Source organism: Dryocola boscaweniae (assembly GCF_025215095.1).
Lineage (GTDB): Bacteria > Pseudomonadota > Gammaproteobacteria > Enterobacterales > Enterobacteriaceae > Dryocola > Dryocola boscaweniae.
Map to the genome: position 1 here is coordinate 1 of NZ_JALHAP010000016.1, position 257 is coordinate 257.

The window sequence follows — 257 nt, forward strand, 5'->3', positions numbered from 1 at the left end:
CGGTTAAGCCTTGAGCGATAAGAGATTCAGAACGAAAAAAAGCCCGAACGTGAGTTCAGGCTTTCCTATGAAATATGGCGGTGAGGGAGGGATTGACTCGTCCGGAGGACTCGCCCTTCGGGCAGCGCTGTCATAAATGCCATCGCTGTCCAACAGGCTGAAGCCTGTTGTCGAACCCTGTCGAGGTTTCTCACCCGTCCCTTAATGTGCAACATGCAATAAAAAAGCCCGAACGTAAGTTCAGGCTTTCCTATGAA

General features: G+C 50.6%; 1 other RNA gene. It reads right to left on the minus strand.

Annotation, left to right across the window (positions count from 1 at the left end):
• Window positions 1-75 precede the first annotated feature (75 nt).
• Window positions 76-215: non-coding RNA, RtT sRNA (locus MUA00_RS00075), on the minus strand.
• Between the last annotated feature and the right edge of the window lie 42 nt (window positions 216-257).